Below are 19,916 nucleotides of genomic sequence, written 5' to 3'. Positions count from 1 at the left end.
AAACTACAAAAAGTGCTTTGTCTATAACCCAAAAAAGAGTAGAGTTAACGACGTAGGGTACAGAGGTAAGATGTTCTATCTTTCAGACCTTTTACTTCACGTAATCGGATTTGGCTGAATATTTTAGCCGCCCCAGTCAGTAATGACTGGGGCGTTTTTTATTGGGGCAAAGAAAATATTTGAGCCAAAAAAAGCGCGGACATCGCCGCGCTGATTATCACTCTTCCGCTTCTGTCGCGGGTTCCAGCTCGTTATACCAGCTATCTAATTTCTCACGCAGCTTATCCACGCCTTGCTTCTTCAGAGAAGAAAACGCTTCAACCTGAACATCGCCGTTAAAGGCCAGTACAGCCTCACGCACCATATTCAGCTGCGCCTTACGTGCTCCGCTGGCCAGCTTGTCAGCTTTGGTTAACAAAACTAGCACCTGGATATCGCTCTCGACGGCCCAGTTGATCATCTGCTGATCGAGATCTTTAAGCGGATGACGGATATCCATCAGTACCACTAACCCTTTCAGGCACAGACGTTTTTCCAGATATTCACCGAGCGCGCGCTGCCATTTCAGCTTCATCTCTTCCGGAACTTCTGCATAGCCGTAGCCAGGCAAGTCGACCAGGCGTTTACCTGGCGCCACTTCGAACAGGTTAATAAGTTGCGTACGCCCCGGCGTTTTAGAAGTACGGGCAAGGCTTTTTTGATTGGTCAGCGTGTTCAGGGCGCTGGATTTCCCCGCGTTTGACCGGCCGGCAAATGCCACTTCAAGACCAGTATCAGCAGGCAAATGACGGATATCAGGCGCACTCAGAACAAAATGCGTCTGGTGATAATTCAGCTTGGTCACGTGGTTGTCTCCAGAAATTCGTAACGTTGAGGGGGATTATACCTGAACAGAACAAAAAGGCTTTTCCCATTGGCACTGGCTCTGTAAGTAAAAACCATAAACTTTGTAAGAGATATGCCATTCAGCCTATGGGAGATTTCAGAGAAATCGTAGGGCACGTGAAAATCAAAATGATTAAAATCAGGTGATTAGGTATTCAGCCAATTCTGAAATTAAGCGTTAAATAACGCGAGTGGCTTGTTAGTTTACTTCAGGACGGTAAAGTATCTCTCAACGGCGAGGATGCCAACAGGATACGGACTTAAGGATAAGGGTCAGGAGCGCCAGGAGGCGAAGACTCAGGATAGTCAGGATGACGAACGCCTGGAGGCGTTTAAAAGGAAAGGGAACATATCACGGACGGTATCTGCTAACGGAAAAACAGGGTTTGTTGAAGGCATACACGGAACGTGAGACCCGATAAGGGTAAGAGTCAGGAAAAAAGGCGACAGATTGCTCTGTCGCCTTTTTTCTTTGCTTGCTTTCTGCTAGATTTCGCCGCAATTCTATACTGAAGAAAACGACGTAAAAGACAAAACACCATGAAAAAACCGACCTCTGCAGCAGGTGCTAAGCGCCCCGCAAAAGCCCGACGCAAAACGCGTGAAGAACTTAATCAGGAAGCACGCGATCGTAAGCGCGATAAAAAGCATCGTGGTCATGCTGCGGGCAGTCGTGCCAGCGGAAGCGGTGCATCCGGTTCTTCTGCGAAGAACAAACAGCAGAAAGATCCGCGTATTGGCAGTAAAACTCCCATTCCACTGGGCGTGACCGACACCCCAGTCACTAAGCAGCACAAACCAAAGAGCGAGAAACCTATGCTTTCACCGCAGGCTGAGCTGGATATGCTGGAGAACGATGAGCGCCTGGACGCGCTGCTGGAACGTCTTGAAGAGGGTGAAGCCCTGACCGCCGAAGAGCAGTCCTGGGTAGATGCAAAACTGGACCGCATCGACGAACTGATGCAGAAGCTTGGTCTGTCTTACGACGACGAAGAAGAAGAAGACGAAGACGAAGAAAAGAAAGAAGATATGATGCGTCTTCTGAAAGGTGGAAATTAACATTTGCACCCGGCAGGTACAGTTGTCCTGCTTATAACCCTTCCGGTTGTATGTTATCTGGTGTGGTTATTCGTTAAACTACGGCGGTTGTCGCGGCGACAGAAGTGGCTGCGTACCCGGATGCTGGCGCCTACAGGAACCAGGCCGGGCCGCCGTAAACGAACGCGACACCAACGGAGGGAGTGAGCATGTCTGTACCAACCATCGACTGGGATCTGGCCCTGATCCAGAAATATAACTATTCCGGGCCACGTTATACCTCGTATCCGACCGCGCTTGAGTTTTCAGACGCGTTCAAAGAACCCGATTTTTTGCAGGCTGTTGCGCGTTATCCTGAGCGCCCACTCTCCCTGTATGTTCATATTCCTTTCTGCCACAAGCTCTGCTATTTCTGCGGCTGCAATAAAATTGTTACCCGCCAGCAGCATAAAGCCGATCAGTATCTGGATGCGCTAGAACAAGAAATTGTGCATCGTGCGCCACTGTTTGCGGGTCGTCACGTCACTCAGCTGCACTGGGGCGGCGGCACGCCAACCTATCTGAATAAAGCACAGATTAGCCGTTTGATGACGCTGCTGCGTAATCACTTCACTTTCATCGATGACGCTGAGATCTCGATTGAAGTCGACCCACGCGAAATTGAACTGGATGTGCTGGATCACCTCCGCGCTGAAGGATTCAACCGTCTGAGTATGGGCGTGCAGGACTTTAACAAAGAGGTCCAGCGGCTGGTTAACCGCGAGCAGGACGAGGAATTTATCTTTGCCCTGCTCAACCACGCGCGTGATATCGGGTTTACCTCGACTAACATAGATCTGATTTACGGTCTGCCTAAGCAAACGCCTGAGAGCTTCGCCTTCACGTTAAAGCGCGTGGGCGAACTTAACCCGGACCGTCTGAGTGTCTTCAACTATGCGCATCTGCCGACGCTGTTTGCCGCTCAGCGCAAAATTAAAGAGGCCGATCTGCCTTCTGCCCAGCAGAAGCTGGATATCCTGCAGGAAACCATCGCCTCGCTGACCGAAACCGGCTATCAGTTTATCGGGATGGATCACTTCGCCCGCCCGGATGACGAGCTGGCAATTGCTCAGCGCGAAGGGGTACTGCACCGTAATTTCCAGGGCTATACCACGCAGGGCGATACCGATCTGCTGGGGATGGGCGTCTCGGCAATCAGCATGCTGGGTGACTGCTACGCGCAAAATCAGAAAGAGTTAAAGCTCTATTATCAGCAGGTTGATGAAACCGGTAATGCGCTCTGGCGCGGCATCGCGTTAACGCGCGACGACTGCATCCGTCGTGATGTGATCAAAGCACTTATTTGCAACTTCCGTCTCGACTTTAGCGAGGTAGAAGCGCAATGGGAGCTGCAATTTAGCGACTACTTTGCAGAAGATATGAGTCTGCTCGCACCGCTGGCGAAAGATGGGCTGGTGGATGTTAACGAGCACGCAATTGAAGTGACGCCGAAAGGGCGTTTATTGATTCGTAATATCTGCATGTGTTTCGACGCGTATTTGCGTCAGAAAGCGCGTCTACAGCAGTTCTCGCGCGTCATTTGATATGTACCCCTCTCCCAGGGGGAGAGGGGTTTTGGTCAGCTAAACAGCCCAACCAGTGCCGCACAGAGCACCGCAGCGATTGCGGTTTGTGGCGTATGGCCGGCAGCTGCACCTGCCTCGATGCTCCCTGCCGCCATAGTGATAATTGATTCCAGCATGATGACTCTCCCCGATTTTCGGGCGAGATCATACCCAACTCATCGGAACAGTAAAGTATAAAAATGCAGCAAATTGCACCTGACTGCCCATTTTTACAATCGGGACGCGTACTACTCCATTCCCAGCTCTTTTAACTTGCGCGTTAACGTATTGCGTCCCCAACCCAGCAGGCGTGCCGCCTCCTGCTTATGCCCCTGGGTATGACGCAGCGCAGTGGTGAGCAGAGTACGTTCCATCTCCGGTTGCGCCTCGGAAAGCAGGTTTTGATGACCGGATCGCAGCGCACGGTCAGCCCACTGGGCCAGCAGCGTTGCCCAGTTGTCGGGCAATGTCTGGCCGCCGGCGCTTTCCGGAACAGGCGCTTCAAACAGCTCAGGCGGCAGATCCTGAATCAGCACTTCCTGGCCCGCTGCCATGACCGTCAGCCAGCGACAGGTATTTTCCAGCTGACGCACGTTACCAGGCCATGCCAGACGCGTTAATGCCGCTTCCGTCTCCGGGTGCAGCAACTTCGCTTCAACGCCCAGTTCTCGGGCCGCAACCTGCAGGAAATGACGCGCCAGACGTGGAATGTCCTCCCGACGCTCACGCAGCGGCGGCAGGTGTACACGGATGACGTTCAGGCGGTGGAACAGATCCTCACGGAATTTTCCCTCCTGCACCCGCATCTCCAGATTCTGATGGGTGGCCGCAATAATACGCACGTCCACCTTCACTGGGGCATAGCCGCCCACGCGATAGAACTGGCCATCAGCCAGTACGCGCAGTAAACGTGTCTGTACATCCAGCGGCATGTCGCCGATCTCATCCAGGAAGAGCGTGCCACCATCGGCCTGCTCAAATCGCCCCTGACGAATAGTATTTGCGCCGGTAAAGGCCCCTTTTTCGTGACCAAAGAGTTCAGACTCAATCAGGTCTTTGGGGATCGCCGCCATGTTCAGGGCGATAAAGGGGGCTTTTGCCCGCGGGCTGTGGCGATGCAGAGCATGTGCGACCAGTTCTTTACCGGTGCCCGATTCACCGTTAATCAGCACGCTGATAGAGGAGCGCGACAAACGACCGATAATGCGGAACACATCCTGCATTGCGGGCGCTTCGCCAATGATATCGGTGGTGGGGCCAAAGTCCGGCGTGTTACGTGGCTGTTGCTGCTCCTGATAATGGCTAATCGCGCGTTCAACCAACGCCACGGCTTCATCAATATCAAACGGCTTGGGCAGATAGTCGAAGGCCCCTTGCTGATAGGCGCTAACGGCTGCGTCCAGATCCGAGTGTGCGGTCATTATGATGACCGGAAGCATTGGATGACGCTGCTTTATCTGCTTCAACAGCGCCAGCCCGTCCATGCCGGGCATGCGGATGTCAGATAACAGCACATCCGGGGTTTTGGTGGTGAGTGCGTCGAGCACGTCGTTGCCGCTTTCAAAGGTTGTGCAATGTAACCCTGCGCCGGTTAGCGCGCGTTCAAGCACCCAGCGGATGGAGCTATCGTCATCAACTACCCAGACTATCCCTCGTTGCATAACTTAACCCTCTATTTCCGAATCGGCAGGTAAACCGAAAACTCGGTATGACCCGGCCAACTGGTAAATTCAATTTTGCCGGAATGCTGATCAATCAAATTACGGGCAATGGATAAGCCCAGCCCGGTGCCACCTTCGCGACCGCTTACCATGGGGTAAAAGATCGTGTCCTGCAGCTGGGAAGGAATGCCTGGGCCGTTATCTTCCACATCAATCCGCGCGGCCAGACGATAGCGGACCCCGTGCAGCGTTAGCTGGAACGCCGTGCGCGTACGCAGCACAATTTCACCGCCCTGAGGTCCTAATGCCTGCAAGGCATTACGCACAATATTGAGAAGAACCTGCTCAACCTGGTCGGGATCATGTGGCAGTTCGGGAAGGCTGGGATCGTAATCCCGCACCAGAGTGACGTTTTCAGGCAGCTCCATAGAGACCAGTTTCACCACGCGTTCTGCGACCTTGTGAATGCTCTCCGTGACGTGCATACCGGGCTGCTGCGGGCCAAGCAAACGGTCCACCAGATTACGCAGACGGTCTGCCTGCTCAATGATGACATTGGTATATTCCGCCAGCGCAGGGTCGGGCAGGGCTTTGGTGAGCAGTTGCGCAGCACCCCGCAGTCCGCCCAGCGGATTTTTGATTTCATGGGCCAATCCCCGCACCAGATCGCGGGCGGCAACCTGCTGCGCATGCTGAAGCTGTTCCTGGCTCAGGCGACGCTGATTATCCATTGGCGCCATCTCAAGCAGAATTAATCCTTCAGGCAGCCGCTGGGCGGTCAGGGAGAGAATATGCGAGCGCCCGTCAATCACCAGCGTCACTTCGTTATCGGTAAAGCCCTGGCCCGCCTGCAGACTCTCCTGCATCAGACCAATATTCAGCGAAAAATAACTTAAGAGTTCCGGCAGCGGGGTGCCGAACAGTTTGCGTGAACTCTGGGCGAGCAGCTGCTGTGCCGCTGGGTTGGCGAAATGAACAGCCAGCTCATCATCGACCAGTAAGATGCTGTTAATCAGTGAATTAAGGATCTGCCCAGCATCGGGCAGCGTGCCAGTTGCCATTCAGCAGTCTCCTGACGTTGATTGCACTCTTTTAGTGCAGTATAGCGTTTTCGCGGTAAAAAACTCGTCAAATCAGGTTGTTGGTGGTGAAAAAAGCCCATCCGAAGATGGGCTGAAAGTTTCCACGGCAACAAAAAATCTTCTGGCGTCTTTCGTTTTATGACAAGAAATTCGCCAGGTCTTCATCTCTAACTTAAACGCTGTAGTACAGCTCGAACTCAACCGGGTGCGGAGTCATACGCACGCGGTCGTTTTCTTCAGTGCGCAGCGCGATGTAAGCGTCGATAGCTTCATCGGTGAACACGCCGCCCGCGGTCAGGAACTCACGGTCTGCGTCCAGCGCCTGCAGGGCTTCTTCCAGAGAACCGGCAACCTGTGGGATCTCTTTCGCTTCTTCTGGCGGCAGGTCGTACAGGTTTTTGTCCATGGCTTCGCCTGGGTGGATCTTGTTCTTGATACCGTCCAGGCCAGCCATCAGCAGCGCGGCGAAGCACAGGTATGGGTTAGCCGCTGGGTCCGGGAAGCGCACTTCGATACGACGCGCTTTCGGAGAGGCAACAACCGGGATACGGATAGAAGCAGAACGGTTACGGGCAGAGTAGGCCAGCATAACCGGCGCTTCGTAGCCTGGGACCAGACGCTTGTAGGAGTTGGTGGTTGGGTTCGCCAGGGCGTTGATGGCTTTAGCGTGTTTGATCACACCGCCAATGTAGTGCAGCGCCTGCTCGGACAGACCAGCATACTTGTCGCCAGAGAACAGGTTGGTACCGTTCTTGGACAGAGACATGTGGCAGTGCATACCGGAACCGTTATCGCCAAACATCGGTTTTGGCATAAAGGTCGCTGTTTTACCGAAGCGGTGTGCCACGTTGTGAACAACGTATTTGTAGATCTGAATCTCGTCCGCTTTTTTGGTCATGGTGTTGAAGCGGGTCGCGATTTCGTTCTGGCCAGCCGTTGCCACTTCGTGGTGGTGTGCTTCAACCACCAGGCCCATCTCTTCCATGATCAGACACATGGTAGAGCGGATGTCCTGTGAAGAGTCGACCGGAGGAACCGGGAAGTAACCGCCTTTCACGCCAGGACGGTGACCTTTGTTACCACCTTCGTATTTGGTGGAGGAGTTCCATGCACCTTCGATGTCATCGATAGCAACATGGGAACCTGAAATGGTCGCGCCGAAACGGATGTCGTCAAACAGGAAGAACTCTGGCTCTGGCCCAAACAGAACGGTATCTGCGATGCCGGTGGAACGCAGGTACTCTTCAGCACGCTTCGCGATGGAGCGCGGGTCGCGGTCGTAACCCTGCAGCGTGCCTGGTTCGAGGATATCGCAACGGATGATCAGGGTTGGTTCTTCGAAGAACGGGTCAATGAGCGCAGTGGTTGCATCTGGCATCAGAACCATGTCGGATTCGTTAATGCCTTTCCAGCCACCAATGGAGGAGCCGTCAAACATTTTGCCTTCTTCAAAGAATTCGGCGTTTACCTGATGAGCAGGAATAGTGACGTGCTGTTCTTTACCTTTGGTATCGGTGAAGCGCAGATCAACAAACTTCACTTCATGTTCGTTCAGCATCGTCAAAACGTGTTCAGCGGACATACTTAACTCTCCAGATTGGTCATTGTCGTCGTGGTAACGAGGTCTTCAATTTCTGTTTGTACTGGCTGGATGCCATGTTTTTTATAAAGCGAAATCTGTGCCAACTTTTAAAACACCCCAAAAAGGCGTTATCATGCGCACTATAGTGCAAAAGGGCTGCACCATGATGGTCATGTTGCACCAGTATAGTGCTTCAATGTGAACATTAAGCACCATATTGGTGCAATTTACGTTAAAGTGCCCTTTTACCGCTCCGTGAAAGTGATCACAAAGCATCTCTGCAATACTTGTTTGCGGGGGATGTTTGTGATCCTGTTTTGTAGTGCGATTAATCCGTGTACAATAACGCGCTATTTCTAAATGCCTGAGGCAAAGTTGTGATCGAAAATTTGCGTAACATCGCCATCATCGCGCACGTTGACCATGGTAAAACTACCCTGGTTGATAAGCTGCTGCAGCAGTCCGGTACGTTTGATGCTCGTGCCGAAACTCAAGAGCGTGTGATGGACTCCAACGATTTGGAGAAAGAGCGTGGGATTACCATCCTCGCCAAAAACACCGCCATCAAATGGAATGACTACCGTATCAACATCGTTGATACCCCAGGCCACGCCGACTTCGGTGGTGAAGTTGAGCGTGTAATGTCCATGGTAGACTCCGTTCTGCTGGTCGTTGACGCAATGGATGGCCCAATGCCGCAGACGCGCTTTGTGACCAAAAAGGCGTTCGCCCATGGTCTGAAGCCAATTGTTGTTATCAACAAAGTTGACCGTCCTGGCGCGCGTCCTGACTGGGTTGTAGATCAGGTATTCGACCTGTTCGTTAACCTCGACGCGACCGACGAGCAGCTGGACTTCCCTATCGTTTACGCTTCCGCGCTGAACGGTATTGCAGGTCTGGACCACGAAGATATGGCGGAAGACATGACTCCGCTGTATCAGACAATTGTTGACCGTGTTCCTGCACCAAACGTTGATCTCGACGGCACCCTGCAGATGCAGATCTCTCAGCTCGATTACAACAACTACGTTGGCGTTATCGGCATTGGTCGTATCAAGCGCGGTAAAGTTAAGCCTAACCAGCAAGTTACTATCATCGATAGCGAAGGCAAAACCCGTAACGGTAAAGTGGGCAAAGTGCTGACTCACCTGGGTCTGGAGCGTATCGATAGCGACATCGCTGAAGCTGGCGATATCATTGCCATCACCGGTCTGGGCGAGCTGAACATCTCCGACACTATCTGCGATCCGCAGAAAGTTGAAGCGCTGCCAGCCCTGTCCGTTGATGAACCGACCGTATCTATGTTCTTCAACGTCAACACCTCTCCGTTCTGTGGTAAAGAAGGTAAGTTCGTTACCTCTCGTCAGATCCTTGACCGCCTGAACAAAGAGCTGGTGCACAACGTTGCGCTGCGCGTTGAAGAGACCCCTGATGCGGACGCCTTCCGCGTTTCCGGTCGTGGTGAGCTGCACTTGTCAGTTCTGATCGAAAACATGCGTCGTGAAGGTTTCGAAATGGCGGTTTCCCGTCCGAAAGTTATCTTCCGCGAAATCGACGGCCGTAAACAAGAGCCGTTCGAAAACGTGACGCTGGACGTTGAAGAGCAGCACCAGGGTTCTGTCATGCAGGCTCTGGGTGAGCGTAAAGGCGACCTGAAAAACATGAATCCAGATGGCAAAGGCCGCGTACGTCTCGACTACGTGATCCCAAGCCGTGGCCTGATCGGCTTCCGTTCTGAGTTCATGACCATGACTTCAGGTACCGGTCTGCTGTACTCCACCTTCAGCCACTACGACGACGTTCGTCCAGGCGACGTTGGCCAGCGTAACAACGGCGTTCTGATCTCTAACGGTCAGGGTAAAGCGGTTGCGTTCGCCCTGTTCAGCCTGCAGGACCGCGGTAAGCTGTTCCTGGGTCACGGTGCGGAAGTTTATGAAGGCCAGATCATCGGTATTCACAGTCGTTCTAACGACCTGACTGTAAACTGCCTGACCGGTAAGAAACTGACCAACATGCGTGCGTCCGGTACTGACGAAGCGACGGTTCTGGTTCCACCGATCAAGATGACCCTGGAGCAAGCTCTGGAATTCATCGATGATGACGAACTGGTAGAAGTGACTCCACAGTCAATTCGTATCCGTAAACGTCACCTGACTGAGAACGACCGTAAACGCGCAATGCGCGGTCCGAAAGAAGATTAATCTTCACTAACGGACACTAAAAAGCCGCTGAGAGATCAGCGGCTTTTTTATTAGAACGCGTAGCGTAATCCCAGACGGATTCGATACTGCTCCCGGTTGTAATCATTCCATCTATCCAGCCACTGGAGTTCGAGATACGGCAGCCAGTTTCTGTCGAGCTTATAGCTGAACTTATTCGTTATTTCCCAGTGATGATCTTTGCCGTTTTTGCTGTGGTAATCATTCACCCGCTGAAAATAGTGCGGTTCAAAGGTGTAGAAAAACGCATCCGTAAGCCTGAAATTCCAGTAGTTGGCGAATTCGTGCGTGTCATTCTTATCCATTAGCCCGTTATCGTCCGGCGTATCGTAATTATTATGGTTATAGCGATAGCGGAACGTCAGATTAAACCCGTCCGTGAATTTATAGTTAGTGTCAAAATAAAGGGCACCACCCGAACCGGCACTACTGTCGTTAATTAGGCCGCCGGGCTGAAAGGTGAGTTTGTCGGTCGGTTTAAAGAGCGGGTACCACCCCTCTATTTCGTTATAGCTGTGCTTGAGTTCGTCCCATTTCCCCACGTTATAGGCGTTGGTGAACATCAGCCCCGCGCCCATATCGAAGTTATATCCCGCGCGCAGGATCACCTCGTGCAGCTCAGAGGCCGTATTGTAGGCTTCGCGGGTTTCAACATACGCCCCGGCAAATACCGGGCAGGACACAGACGACACAATCAGTACAGTGATGATTCTTTTCATAATTTGTCCATGTATCAAGTACAGAAAGGCCTCCCTCCTGATTATCAGGAAGGAACTGCGGGCCGGATTTGTTGTTATAAAGTGACTGCTGACGCTTTATTGTTAGGGGTTGTCTCAGGGGTATTCGCTGACTGTTTTTTCCGTTTGCCAATCTCCTCGATAATAAACGCGAAGCGCGTTTCGTTGAGTTTATAAAACAGCCCCATGGTCACGGCGGCAACAATCGCCAGGCCGCACGGCCAGAGGAAAATAAGCTGACGCAATCCCAGCAGCGTGCCCGCGCTCTGCACGGCATGAGGAATATACCCAATCTGCGTCAACATAATGCCCGGCAGGAACCCGGCGAGGGCGGCGGAGATTTTGCGTGAGAAGGTATAGCCGGTATAGACCGATCCTTCGGCGCGAATCCCCGTTTTCCACTCGCCGTAATCTACAGTATCCGGCACCAGCGCCCAGTTCAGGCTGTTCACAAACGCCGTGCCGAAAAAGGCCATGCAGGAAAAGAGCACGAACAGCAGCGAGCTGGTCCCCCAGAAGAAGTTCAGCACGTCGCCCACTGCCCACAGCGCCAGTCCGCCCAGATAAACCGGCTTCTTGCCAAAGCGTTTTACGGCACCGGGTACCAGAAACACGCCAATCAGAATGCAGCCCATGCTGAAAAAGCCCATCCACGACAGCAAATGCAGATCGTTGAGCACGTACTGGGTGTAATAGACCTGAATCGCCAGCTTGATGTTAAACGCCGCCAGGGTGCAGAGGTTAGCAATGCACAGCACCAGCAGCGGTGGGTTGTGGAAGATGGCGCAGAAGGACTTCAGGATCCCGGGTTTATGGTGATCGGGCGAGATCTCGACATACCGCTCTTTTACGCCGCTGTAGCACCACCACATGCAGAACAAACCGCCGGTGACAAACACCAGTGCGGCCACCAGATAGCCGAGGGAGGGCTGGCTGACGAACAGCGCCTGAATGGGCATAAAGCCGACGGTGCAGAGTAATAGCCCCACCGTCGCGCCGCCCTGACGCCATGCCGCAAGCTGCGCCCGCTCGTTCGGGTTTTTGGTGATGGCCGGCACCATCGCGCCGTAAGAGCAGTTCATCAGGCTATAGCACAGGCCGAACATCATAAAGAGCACGGTGGCGAGGGCCGTCTTCACCGTCAGGCTAAAATCGTTGGCCATAAACTGCGCCGTGGCAACCAGCGCCACCGGCACAGAGGCATACAGAATGAATGGCCGGAATTTGCCCCTCGCGCCGATATGACGCCGGGAATCCAGCAGCACCCCGGTCAGCATGTCGGTAAAGGCGGTAAAAAACTTCGCGACCAGGAAAATAATGCCGCCATAGAAGGCGGGCATGCCCAGCTCATCGGTGTAAAACTTCAGCAGATACAGCGTGCCGATACAGAGCATCAGGTTCGAGCCAAAATCGCCCATCCCATAGGCGCACTTCTCGCGCAGGCTCAGCTTCAGGGTTAACGGATCAGGAGTATGTGTCATGGTCGATCCTCTGCGCGCCCAGCAGGGCGCGCGCTCAAGTCATTCAGGCCGTACGTTTGCGCAGCTCAATTTCTTCCACGATGCGCACATACATCTTCTCGTTGAGGTTGTAGAAGCAGCCCATCGCCACGATGGTGATGACCGCCAGCAGGCTCGGGTAGATAAATATCAGCTGCCGTAGCCCTTCAACCGTTCCGGCAGACTGCACCACGTTGGGCACATAGCCGATTTGCGTCAGCATGATCCCCGGGAAAAAGCCTGCCAGCGCCTGGGAGACCTTGCGGAAGAAGGTAAAGCCGGTATAGACCGTCCCTTCGGAGCGCACGCCGGTGCGCCACTCGCCGTACTCCACGGTATCGGACACCAGCGCCCAGTTCAGGCTGTTCACAAACGCGGAGCCGAAGAACGCCAGGCATGAGAACGCCACAAAGCTCACCGAGCCGCCGCCGAAGAAATAGTTGAGCAGATCGCCGGCCACCCAAATCATCAGCCCGCTGATGTAGACCTTTTTCTTACCGAAGCGACGCACCGCGCCGGGCATCATAAACACGCCGATAAAAATACAACCCATGCTGAAGAAGCCCATGTACGACAGCAGGATCGGGTCGTTAAGCACGTACTGCGTGTAGTAGACCTGGATGGCGAGTTTGACGTTAAAGGCCCCCAGCGTGCAGAGGTTGGCAATGCAGAGAATAAACAGCGGGCGGTTGCCGGCGATGGCGCGAAACGACTGTAGCAGGCCCGGCTTTTGTGCGGGGTTAGCGGGCTGCGCCTCGACGTAGCGCTCGGTCACGCCCTTATAGCACCACCACATAAAGAACAGCCCGAACAGCGAGAAGAGGGTGGCGGCAAAGATATAGCCCAGTTGATCATTGCCTTCAATCAGGTTCATCACCGGGACAAAGCCGACGGTACACAGCAGCAGGCCCAGCGTCGCGCCGCCCTGACGCCAGGCCGCCAGCGCGGCGCGCTCGTCCGGGTTTTTGGTAATGGCGGGCACCATGGCGCCGTAAGAGCAGTTCATCATGCTGAAGAACAGGCCGTACAGCATGAACAGCACCGTCGCCATCACCGTTTTGCCGGTTATCTCAAACGGCGTGCCGACGAAGTTTGCAATCGCCAGCAGCGTGACCGGAAACGCCGCATAGAGCACGAACGGGCGGAATTTGCCCTTCGGCCCGATCTTGCGCCGGGAGTCAAGCATGATCCCGGTGCCCATATCGGTAAAGGCGGTAAAGAACTTAGCGATCAGGAAGATAATGCCGCCGTAGGTACCAGGCAGGCCCAGCACGTCGGTATAAAACTTCAGCAAGTACAGCGTGCCGATATCCAGCAGGATGTTAGAGCCGAGATCGCCCATCCCGTAGGCGAGTTTTTCTTTAAACGGCAGGCGTAGGGTTGCCGGATCAGAAGTATGTTGACTCATTATTGTTCTCCGTCTGCCCGCAGGTCTCCCTGCGGGCGAGCCTTATCAGATATGACGTAAGGTGCTAAACAGATCTGCCCATTCGCTTTGCTGGCGATAGAAGACCGGAGTTTTGCCGAGCGGGGCTTCGACGGTCACGTCACCGCCCTGACAGGTTTCTCCCGTCCAGGCATTCACCCAGGTGTCCTGTGGCAGGTAGAGGGTCCAGTCGGTGCGGCCCTCTTCGTGAACGGGTGCCACCAGCAGATCGCGGCCAAATAGATACTGATACTTCAGCGTGTAGGCGCGCGCGTCGTCTTCGTAGTGCAGGAACAGCGGGCGCATCACCGGCAGGCCCGTTTTAGCGTTCTGCGCAACCGCGGCTTTGATATACGGCTTCAGCGTGGTGAAGACCCTGGTCATCCGCGCGAAGTGGGCGATGGTTTCGGCGTCGGCGTCGAACTGCCAGTTATCGCCAGGGCGGTTACCTTCGTGGGTACGCATCATCGGCGTGAAGGCGCTGAAATCGCACCAGCGCAGCAGCAGCTCTTTGCTGCGCTTCATCCCGAACAGCGTGGTATAACCGCCGATATCGCTGTGGTGCAGGCCGTGGCCGGTCATCGCCAGCGAGAGCGCCGCGGGAACAACCGAGGCCAGGCCGTCGTCGAGGCTCCAGTCGACGTTCTGATCGCCCGCCCACATCATCACCGAGTGCTTCTGGCTGCCGGTATAGCCCGCGCGCATAAAGAACAGGATCTCGCCAAGCTTGCCGGTCTCCTCCAGCGCCTCGTAGTTACATTTCGCCCACAGCGCAGGCCAGGCGTTATGCATAATTTCCGCGCTTACGCCGTTATGCAGGAAGGTGTCGGTCGGCAGATACTCGCCGAAATCGGCCATCCAGCCGCCGCAGCCCAGTTCAATCAGGTTCTTTTTGATGACCTCTTTGTACCAGTCATAGGCTTCGGGGTTGGTCAGGTCGATAACGCCCGCGTAAAACTCGCCGAATTCGACGTGGTAATCCTTACCCTCGGCGTTTTTGGTCAGATAGCCGCGTTTCGCTGCTTCTTCGCACAAATCGCGATCGCTGGCGACGTACGGGTTGATGTAGGAGAGGAACTGCACGCCCTCCTGTTTCCATTGCGGAATGCGGGTATCCAGCTGCGGATAAAGCTCGCTGTTCCACTTCCAGTTCCACATCACGCGTTTGCCGAACGAGGTCATGCGAATGCCGGACCAGTCCTGCGCCCAGATGCCGTTCACCTTCACGCCGCCGTTACGCATGGCGTCGAGCTTCTGTTGGCACACGTCGGTGCCGCCCTGAATGCCGAGCGTCACGCCATCGTAGACCCAGTCCGGCAGTTCCGGCTGGCGGCCCAGCAGGGCGGTGAGTTTTTCCAGCAGATCGACGTAGGTTTCTGCACATTCGAAGCGCAGCGTGGCGTTATCTTCCCAGAAGGCCAGCTCATGGTAGCCCGGCGCGCTGAAGTCGAAGTTCATGTAGCAGCTGTTATCGACGTGGCAGTAGTACTTCTGGGTGCTCACAAAGGTGGGTTGCGGGAAGAAGGTCCAGTAGTAGTCGCCCCCGGCGTTCTCTTTGCAGTCGGCCTGCCAGGTGACGTAAGTTTGCTTGTTACGGCCCACGCCCTGCTCGCTGGTCCACAATGGGAACGGCTTGCCGCGCAGGTCAAAGTAGGAGAACTGCTCCCCGCAGCCGTAGATATGATCCTCCGGCTGCGCAGCCAGCCGCAGCCAGATGCGGTTATGGCTGGTGGCGTCGTTTTGCAGCCTGAGTTCCAGGCGACCTTCTGCATCCACACCGATCCGCAGCGTGGCGCTCACCGTGTCGCCGCGGGTGAAGCGGATCGCCCAGCCCGCCTCTTGCTGCGTAACCGTAGCTTCGGTCAGCGCGATCTTCTCATTCAGGTTGTCTTTGATGCTGAAGTTGCCGCGAAACATCTCAATATCTGCCTCACCCGCACCAATCCACAGGCAGGGCGCATCGGCGGAGTGGGAGATAATAAGGCGGTCCTGCCAGCGCAGGGTGAAACCTGTTTCAGTATTCTTTAAATCAATATTGTGTAGGGTACGCATATAAACTCCGTTTTTATTATTTAGCCAGGCTGTCCAGCAAACCGGCGGCGACGGCAGGGGCTAAGCCCGGTGCCAGCGGCAGGCGGGGGATCACCAGGCAGTGCAGCAGATGGTAGATATCCTGCTTGCCGTCCCAGACTTTGGTGGTCACTTCGTTATTGGTATCCAGCTCCTGCCACCACGAACCGTTTTCGTAATCCATCAGGTATTTGATGCAGTAATCCCACCACGTCTGATACCACGCTTCGTACTGCGCCTCGCCGGTGACCGTATAGAGCGCATAAGCCGTGCCCATCGCCTCGACGATCGGCCAGCGCACGCGTTCGCGCACGATAGGCTTGCCGTCCCAGCCCACGGAGTAGACAAAACCATCGGCCCCGTCGGGCGCCCAGGCATCGCGGATGGTGGCGTGGAACAGGCCTTTCGCATCTTCCAGCAGCCACTCCGGCGGCGTTTCAAAGCGGGCTTCCAGCGCGGCGCGCAGGTGCAGCATCAGGCGGCCCCACTCGATCCAGTGGCCCGGCGTGCCGCCGTAGGCGCGGAAGCGGTGGGCGGGGTTATCGATGTTGTAATCGCGGATCGGGTTCCAGTGAGTGTCGAAATGTTCGTTAACGCGATAGTCTCCCTTGCGCGCCACGTCGTGAATAATCACCGAGGCAATGCGCAGGGCGCGGTCGAGCCATTTACGATCGTGGGTCACGTCATAGACGATCAGGAAGGCTTCCACGGCGTGCATATTGGCATTACCGCCGCGGTAATCTTCGGTCTTGCTGAACGCTTCATCCCAGGATTCGAGGCACATCTGCTCCTCTTCGCTCCAGAAGTAGCGCTCGATCACCGCAATGGCCTCGTCGAGAAGCGGGCGCGCCTGCGGGTGGCCGGTGGTGACGGCGCTTGCCGCACCCAGCAGCACGAAGAAGTGCTGATAACCCTGCTTGGAGGCGTCGATCACGCCCTCATCGTTAACGCAGGCATACCAGCCGCCGTGCTGACTGTCGCGCAGCGGGCCGTTCAGGGCGTTGATGCCGTGCTCAACCAGCGCATACGCGCCAGGACGCCCCATGTTGGCGGCAACCGCGTAAACGTGCAGCATGCGGGCGGTGATCCACAGGTGGGTGCCCATATCGCTACGCACCTGGCCGTTATTGCCCAGCCAGCCGAAGCCGGTCGGCACGGCGGCATTTTTACCGAAATCGAGAATGCGGTCGGTCTCTTGCTCAAGCCAGCGGTTGTGGCTCAGGGTGTTAAACCATTTCATGTTCAGCTCCTTTCTTAACGGCGAGCCATCATTTCGTCGACGATCTCACCCAAACGCTGCAGTTTCGGTACAGAAATATCGCGAAGCATCATTTCGGTGTCCGGCAGACCCACCACCGACGACCAGACGGCCCGACCAGCGAGGAAACCGGATGCGCCCGCCTGCATGGCAACCTGTACCGCGCGGGGGAAGAGTTTGTCGTCCACGCCGGAGGAGAGGATCACCCACGGCATGGCGATGTTCTCGTTCAGCTTCTGCGAGGCGGTCAGCAGCGCCTGCTGAGAACCTTTGCCGAACAGCGGCATCTCCACCTTGTAGAGATCGGCACCGCTGTCGCCGAGCTCTTTTGCCGCCTCGATAATCGCCTGTTCGCGATTAAAGGTGGCCCCGCGACGCGGCGGGCGAACAACGGGCTCGATAATGCTCAGCAATCCGTTGTCGTGACACAGCTGGTTAAACGCCTTCACCATCTCCAGACGCTGCTGCGGATCTTCGTCGCTGCGCCAGAGCACCAGCAGTTTCAGCGCCTTGCCGCCGTCGCGTTTAACCGCCTGTGCGTCGATATTTTTATCAATCACCACGCTGTCGACCGGAATACCGTTCCCCGGAATAAACTCGTCGGCGGCCACAATCATTGCGCAGCTTTTGGCCACCGCCTGCTGCTCGACAATCTGGCGATAGCAAAACTGCTGGTCGACCAGGATCGCAGAGGCATACGGCGAGAGGATTTTGGCCGCGTTGACCTTAAAATCGGTCAGGTGTTGGTCGCTGACCGGCACCGGGGCACCCGCCGCGGCAAACATCAGGCGCATCGCCTCACGCTGGTCAACGGCCAGCATTGCAAAACCGCCGGAAGGCCGGGTGATATCGTTCAGGGTGTACGTCGTCATTTCTTAATCCTTTCCTGTCAGTGTGATTTTTTCAGCCCGGCGGATGCGCGAACCTGTTCAAGAATGGCCGTCCAGTCTTCGCGCCCGCGTCCGGCGGCGCGCGCCTGGTTGTAGACCTCGCGGGAGGCGGCACCCAGCGGCATCGGAACGTGCAGCTGGTTTGCGACATCCAGGGCGATCCCCAGATCTTTATGCGCCAGGTCGATCATGAAGGCGGGCGTAAGATCGCCTTTCAGTACCTTGTTCGGCCAGGAGGTGGTGAAGTGGCCTTTACCCGCTGGTGTACCGCTCATCACCTTCAGCGCGACATCGAAGGAGAGGCCGAGCGCTTCACACAGCACGGCCGCCTCGGCGGAAAGCGCGTTAAGGGCGATGCTCATGTAGTTGTTGATAAGCTTCACGCGGATCCCCATGCCCGGGCCGCCCGCGTTGACCAGTTCGTTGCCCATCGCCATCAGCACCGGGGTGGCGCGCTCAACCTGCTGCGCCGTGCCGCCCGCCAGCAGGAGTAATGTCCCGGCGATGGCATGGTCGGAGGTGCGTCCGACGGGAACATCCATCATGCTGAAACCTGACTCAGCCATTTCGCCGATCAGGGCGTCGGTTTGCAGCGGGTGAATAGTGGACATATCAATGACCAGCGCGTCGCGGGATAACCCTTCACACACGCCCTGCTCGCCAAAGAGCACCGAGCGCACCAGGCCGCCGTTTGGCAGCATGGTGATGACAAACTCGGCCCCTTTTGCTGCCTGTTCAGGCGTTTGTGCTGCCTGCGCGCCACACTCCACCAGTGCCTGTACGGCCTGCGGGTTCACGTCGAAGACGCAAAGCGAATGGTCGTGCTTCAGCAGATTCTTCGCCATTGGCGCGCCCATCTGCCCTAAACCGATAAATGCGATTGCTGACATCTCTCTCTCCTGTCACATCGTGTCAAGTATTGCGCGTTTTTGTTGTCTGTTTTTGATCGTATTTGTAATTTATAGTCAAAAAATTGACACGGGTCACTTTTTAAACATTTGGTGAAATTAAAATGAGAGCATCAGAAAACGCATAAGGATTGACCATGACTCGCATCGTTTGTGTCGGCATTACCGTGCTGGATCGCATCTGGTATCTCGATGATTTGCCAAAAGAAGGGGGAAAGTATGTCGCGCAAAACTATACGGAAGTGGGCGGCGGCCCGGCGGCTACGGCGGCGGTGGCTGCAGCGAAGCTCGGGGCAAGCGTGGACTTTATTGGCCGGGTGGGTGATGACGATACCGGCAACCGCCTGCTTGCGGAGCTGGAGTCCCTGGGGGTGAAGACGCGTTTTACCCGCGTGGTGAAGGGGGCGCGCTCTTCGCAATCGGCGGTACTGGTGGATGCGAACGGGGAGCGGATTATCGCTAACTACCCCAGCCCTGACCTTCCGCCAGACGCGGACTGGCTTGCAGATATCGATTTTTCACAGTGGGATATGGTGCTGGCGGACGTGCGCTGGCACGACGGTGCCAGGCAGGCGTTCACCCTGGCGCGCCAGCAGGGGGTGCCAACCCTGCTTGATGCGGATGTCACGCCGCAGGACATTGCGGAGCTGATTGCGCTAAGCGACCATGCGGCCTTTTCCGCACCGGGCCTGCGGCGTTTAGCGCAGCAGGAGAATACCCTGGAGGCGCTTAAACAAGCACAAACGCTCACAAATGGTCATGTTTACGTGACCCAGGGCAGTGAAGGGTGCTACTGGCTGGAGAGTGGGCAGCTTTGCCATCAGCCAGGATTCAGCGTGGATGTGGTGGATACCACGGGGGCGGGGGATGTTTTTCACGGTGCACTGGCGGTGAGCCTGGCGCAGCGCGCGCCTGAACAGGACGCCGTGCGCTTTGCCAGCGCGGTCGCGGCGCTGAAGTGTACCCGCCCAGGCGGACGTGCGGGGATCCCCGACTGTGATCAAACCCGCTCTTTCTTGTCACTTTTTGTATAAAATGCTCAACGTGATGGTTTTCA

The 19,916-nt window shown here is 55.5% G+C and carries 16 protein-coding genes; 4 read left to right on the top strand and 12 right to left on the bottom strand.

The genetic code is table 11. The annotated features are described in order from the left end of the window. Positions 1–217: 217 nt before the first annotated feature. Positions 218–844 (bottom strand): ribosome biogenesis GTP-binding protein YihA/YsxC, encoded by a 627-nt coding sequence (yihA, locus tag B3511_RS01985; protein WP_046886173.1) that lies wholly within the window; start codon positions 842–844, stop codon positions 218–220. 581 nt (positions 845–1,425) lie between these two features. Here yihA and yihI point away from each other — a divergent pair. Both yihI and hemN read left to right on the top strand, forming a co-directional pair. Further along, the gene (gene yihI / locus B3511_RS01980) at positions 1,426–1,944 is read left to right on the top strand and encodes a Der GTPase-activating protein YihI (protein ID WP_286772255.1); all 519 of its coding nucleotides are present in this window, start codon (positions 1,426–1,428) and stop codon (positions 1,942–1,944) included. 188 nt (positions 1,945–2,132) lie between these two features. Beyond that, complete coding sequence (gene hemN, locus B3511_RS01975; RefSeq protein WP_286772254.1) at positions 2,133–3,506, top strand: oxygen-independent coproporphyrinogen III oxidase; 1,374 nt, start codon at positions 2,133–2,135, stop codon at positions 3,504–3,506. A 35-nt stretch (positions 3,507–3,541) separates the two neighbouring features. Here the strand turns inward: hemN and B3511_RS01970 are convergent, their stop codons facing one another. The 4 genes from B3511_RS01970 to glnA form a co-directional block, all read right to left on the bottom strand. After that, positions 3,542–3,664, bottom strand: coding sequence for a YshB family small membrane protein (locus tag B3511_RS01970; RefSeq protein WP_154298886.1), 123 nt, complete (start codon positions 3,662–3,664; stop codon positions 3,542–3,544). A gap of 111 nt (positions 3,665–3,775) precedes the next feature. After that, positions 3,776–5,188 carry a nitrogen regulation protein NR(I) gene (gene glnG / locus B3511_RS01965; protein ID WP_046886176.1) on the bottom strand — a complete coding sequence of 471 codons (1,413 nt, stop codon included), beginning with the start codon at positions 5,186–5,188 and terminating at the stop codon, positions 3,776–3,778. 11 nt (positions 5,189–5,199) lie between these two features. Further along, on the bottom strand, positions 5,200–6,249 hold the full coding sequence (glnL, locus tag B3511_RS01960; RefSeq protein ID WP_040077941.1) for a nitrogen regulation protein NR(II): 1,050 nt from the start codon (positions 6,247–6,249) through the stop codon (positions 5,200–5,202). A 193-nt stretch (positions 6,250–6,442) separates the two neighbouring features. Next, positions 6,443–7,852, bottom strand: coding sequence for a glutamate--ammonia ligase (gene glnA / locus B3511_RS01955; RefSeq protein ID WP_040077943.1), 1,410 nt, complete (start codon positions 7,850–7,852; stop codon positions 6,443–6,445). Between the two features lie 377 nt (positions 7,853–8,229). Here glnA and typA point away from each other — a divergent pair, with 377 nt between their 5' ends. Further along, on the top strand, positions 8,230–10,053 hold the full coding sequence (typA, locus tag B3511_RS01950) for a ribosome-dependent GTPase TypA (protein WP_046886177.1): 1,824 nt from the start codon (positions 8,230–8,232) through the stop codon (positions 10,051–10,053). Positions 10,054–10,103: 50 nt separating this feature from the next. Here typA and ompL read toward each other — a convergent pair whose 3' ends face one another. The 7 genes from ompL to yihU all read right to left on the bottom strand — a co-directional run bounded on the left by ompL (position 10,104) and on the right by yihU (position 18,841). Beyond that, positions 10,104–10,790 (bottom strand): porin OmpL, encoded by a 687-nt coding sequence (ompL, locus tag B3511_RS01945; protein ID WP_046886178.1) that lies wholly within the window; start codon positions 10,788–10,790, stop codon positions 10,104–10,106. A 74-nt stretch (positions 10,791–10,864) separates the two neighbouring features. Further along, the gene (locus B3511_RS01940) at positions 10,865–12,289 is read right to left on the bottom strand and encodes an MFS transporter (RefSeq protein WP_286772253.1); all 1,425 of its coding nucleotides are present in this window, start codon (positions 12,287–12,289) and stop codon (positions 10,865–10,867) included. Between the two features lie 43 nt (positions 12,290–12,332). Next, the gene (locus B3511_RS01935) at positions 12,333–13,715 is read right to left on the bottom strand and encodes an MFS transporter (RefSeq protein ID WP_040077948.1); all 1,383 of its coding nucleotides are present in this window, start codon (positions 13,713–13,715) and stop codon (positions 12,333–12,335) included. 45 nt (positions 13,716–13,760) lie between these two features. After that, positions 13,761–15,785 carry an alpha-glucosidase gene (locus B3511_RS01930; RefSeq protein ID WP_286772251.1) on the bottom strand — a complete coding sequence of 675 codons (2,025 nt, stop codon included), beginning with the start codon at positions 15,783–15,785 and terminating at the stop codon, positions 13,761–13,763. 16 nt (positions 15,786–15,801) lie between these two features. After that, positions 15,802–17,043 carry an AGE family epimerase/isomerase gene (yihS, locus tag B3511_RS01925; RefSeq protein WP_207292656.1) on the bottom strand — a complete coding sequence of 414 codons (1,242 nt, stop codon included), beginning with the start codon at positions 17,041–17,043 and terminating at the stop codon, positions 15,802–15,804. 14 nt (positions 17,044–17,057) lie between these two features. Then, positions 17,058–17,933 (bottom strand): sulfofructosephosphate aldolase, encoded by an 876-nt coding sequence (gene yihT / locus B3511_RS01920; RefSeq protein WP_006179115.1) that lies wholly within the window; start codon positions 17,931–17,933, stop codon positions 17,058–17,060. Between the two features lie 17 nt (positions 17,934–17,950). Further along, positions 17,951–18,841: a sulfolactaldehyde 3-reductase gene (yihU, locus tag B3511_RS01915; protein ID WP_286772249.1), complete on the bottom strand. Its 891-nt coding sequence runs from the start codon at positions 18,839–18,841 to the stop codon at positions 17,951–17,953. Between the two features lie 155 nt (positions 18,842–18,996). Between yihU and B3511_RS01910 the strand changes: the two genes are divergently transcribed. After that, a complete protein-coding gene (locus B3511_RS01910) occupies positions 18,997–19,893 on the top strand; it encodes a sugar kinase (RefSeq protein WP_286772248.1) in 897 nt (298 codons plus the stop codon). Positions 19,894–19,916: the final 23 nt, after the last annotated feature.

The sequence above is a fragment of the Leclercia sp. UBA1284 genome (assembly GCF_002308415.1).
Taxonomy (GTDB): Bacteria; Pseudomonadota; Gammaproteobacteria; order Enterobacterales; family Enterobacteriaceae; genus Enterobacter; species Enterobacter pneumoniae.
This window is presented reverse-complemented; position numbering and strand designations above follow the sequence as displayed.

Excerpts from the sequence above, each read along its gene's own strand:
- yihI (WP_286772255.1), top strand. The coding sequence starts at position 1,426 with ATGAAAAAACCGACCTCTGCAGCAGGTGCTAAGCGCCCCGCAAAAGCC.
- hemN (WP_286772254.1), top strand. The coding sequence starts at position 2,133 with ATGTCTGTACCAACCATCGACTGGGATCTGGCCCTGATCCAGAAATAT.
- B3511_RS01970 (WP_154298886.1), bottom strand. The coding sequence starts at position 3,664 with ATGCTGGAATCAATTATCACTATGGCGGCAGGGAGCATCGAGGCAGGT.
- glnG (WP_046886176.1), bottom strand. The coding sequence starts at position 5,188 with ATGCAACGAGGGATAGTCTGGGTAGTTGATGACGATAGCTCCATCCGC.
- glnL (WP_040077941.1), bottom strand. The coding sequence starts at position 6,249 with ATGGCAACTGGCACGCTGCCCGATGCTGGGCAGATCCTTAATTCACTG.
- glnA (WP_040077943.1), bottom strand. The coding sequence starts at position 7,852 with ATGTCCGCTGAACACGTTTTGACGATGCTGAACGAACATGAAGTGAAG.
- ompL (WP_046886178.1), bottom strand. The coding sequence starts at position 10,790 with ATGAAAAGAATCATCACTGTACTGATTGTGTCGTCTGTGTCCTGCCCG.
- B3511_RS01940 (WP_286772253.1), bottom strand. The coding sequence starts at position 12,289 with ATGACACATACTCCTGATCCGTTAACCCTGAAGCTGAGCCTGCGCGAG.
- B3511_RS01935 (WP_040077948.1), bottom strand. The coding sequence starts at position 13,715 with ATGAGTCAACATACTTCTGATCCGGCAACCCTACGCCTGCCGTTTAAA.
- B3511_RS01930 (WP_286772251.1), bottom strand. The coding sequence starts at position 15,785 with ATGCGTACCCTACACAATATTGATTTAAAGAATACTGAAACAGGTTTC.
- yihS (WP_207292656.1), bottom strand. The coding sequence starts at position 17,043 with ATGAAATGGTTTAACACCCTGAGCCACAACCGCTGGCTTGAGCAAGAG.
- yihT (WP_006179115.1), bottom strand. The coding sequence starts at position 17,933 with ATGACGACGTACACCCTGAACGATATCACCCGGCCTTCCGGCGGTTTT.
- yihU (WP_286772249.1), bottom strand. The coding sequence starts at position 18,841 with ATGTCAGCAATCGCATTTATCGGTTTAGGGCAGATGGGCGCGCCAATG.
- B3511_RS01910 (WP_286772248.1), top strand. The coding sequence starts at position 18,997 with ATGACTCGCATCGTTTGTGTCGGCATTACCGTGCTGGATCGCATCTGG.